Annotated in this window: 1 protein-coding gene; it reads right to left on the minus strand. The window is 77.0% G+C overall.

Going from position 1 to position 649, the window contains the following annotated elements; all coding sequences use genetic code 11:
- A partial coding sequence (locus ACFQ4O_RS18115) for an iron chelate uptake ABC transporter family permease subunit (protein WP_378777825.1) occupies window positions 1–649 on the minus strand: 649 nt, incomplete at both ends.

A 649-nucleotide genomic window follows, 5' to 3' on the forward strand; every position in this document is an offset into this window, starting at 1 on the left:
CCCGCACCCGAAGCCCAAGCGCGCGCGCCGTGACCGCCCCGAGCTGCAGCGCCTCGAGCCAGCGCAGCGTGAGCGCCAGCGGCGCGATCAGCAGCAGCGCCGTGACGCAGGCCGCGACCGCCTCCTTGGGCCCGATCGCGTCCGTCGCGCCGGACATCCAGGCGAGCAGCGCGAAGGCCGGCCGCGAGCCGGTGGCGATGACCGCGTTCAGCCCCGCGAGGCAGAGCGCCGAGATTCCGGCGCCGGCGAGCAGCATGCGTTCGGGCCCCAGCCGTCCGCCTGACAGCGCGAGCAGCACGGCGAGCGCCGCAAGCGCGCCGAGCGCGGAGCCGAGGGTCTGGGTTCCGAGCGACGCGCCGCCATCGGTGAGGTAGACGACCGCGAGCCCCACGCCCGCGCCGGCGCCGACGCCCAGCACCTCGGGGCCTGCGAGCGGATTGCCGGTGAGGCGCTGGAGGACTACGCCGGCTGCCGCCAGCATTGCGCCTGCGGCGGCCGCGGCCAGCGTGCGCGGCGCGCGGAACGGCAGCAGCTCGCCGAAGGAGACGTCGCCGAACAGGGTCCAGCCGCTCTGGTCCCGGCCGATCAGCAAGCCGGCGATGAGGGCGGCGAGCGCCACGCCGGCCATCAGGGCGAGCACCCGCGCGGG

Origin of the sequence: Methylopila musalis, from assembly GCF_042679725.1 — a bacterium.
GTDB lineage: Bacteria > Pseudomonadota > Alphaproteobacteria > Rhizobiales > Methylopilaceae > Methylopila > Methylopila musalis.